Genomic DNA, 771 nt, shown 5'->3' on the forward strand with positions numbered 1-771 from the left:
CCCCTGCAAGCATAGTTCCGGTTTTAGCCGGAGACGTGCTCAAAATCGGATAGAGCCTGGCGGCGTTTGAAGCCCCGCAGGCTCATTTTACATATCTTTGCTCCGCGATTTCACGGTGATCTGCCTGGCGCAGTTGCCAGGTGCGGAGCCGTGCCGACGAGCGGTCATTCAACGCCGGTCGGATTGCCGGTTGACATGCAGGTATTTACCTGCATATTATGCCTTACAACAGAGTGAGGCAGATGGACGCCGACAAGGTTTTCAAAGCGCTGGGCGACCCGACACGCAGAAGGCTGCTTGACCTTCTGTGCGAGCAGAACGGGCAGACGCTCGGTCAGCTTTGCGATCATCTGGACATGGCCAGGCAATCCGCCACCCAGCACCTCGACCTGCTGGAGGCGGCCAACCTGGTGAGCACGGTCAAGCGCGGCCGCGAAAAACTACATTTCATCAATCCCGTGCCGCTGCACGAAGTCTACGAGCGCTGGGTACGGAAATTCGAACGGCAGCGGCTCAGCCTGCTGCACGACCTGAAGCAGGAACTCGAAGGAGAAGACCAATGACCACCAGAGAGACCACGAGCTTTGTCTACGTGACCTATATCCGCTCGACGCCGCAGAAGGTGTTCGAGGCGATAATCAAGCCCGAGATCGCAAAGCGCTACTGGGGCCACGAGAACGTCTCCGAATGGACGCCGGGCTCGAAATGGGAACACATCCGCGCCAATGACGAACGGACCGTCGAACTCGTCGGCAAGGTCGTCGAGATTTC

Annotated in this window: 1 protein-coding gene and 1 pseudogene; both read left to right on the forward strand. The window is 58.4% G+C overall.

Annotated features, from left to right (window positions below; translation table 11 throughout):
- The first annotated feature begins 242 nt into the window (after nt 1-242).
- Nucleotides 243-563: a metalloregulator ArsR/SmtB family transcription factor gene (locus EN969_RS33625; protein WP_013528592.1), complete on the forward strand. Its 321-nt coding sequence runs from the start codon at nt 243-245 to the stop codon at nt 561-563.
- A pseudogene (locus EN969_RS33630) lies at nt 560-771 on the forward strand (polyketide cyclase); the annotation flags it as partial. The gene EN969_RS33625 and the pseudogene EN969_RS33630, both read left to right, overlap by 4 nt.

It is taken from the genome of Mesorhizobium sp. M7A.F.Ca.CA.003.01.2.1 (assembly GCF_003998945.1).
Taxonomy (GTDB): Bacteria; Pseudomonadota; Alphaproteobacteria; order Rhizobiales; family Rhizobiaceae; genus Mesorhizobium; species Mesorhizobium ciceri.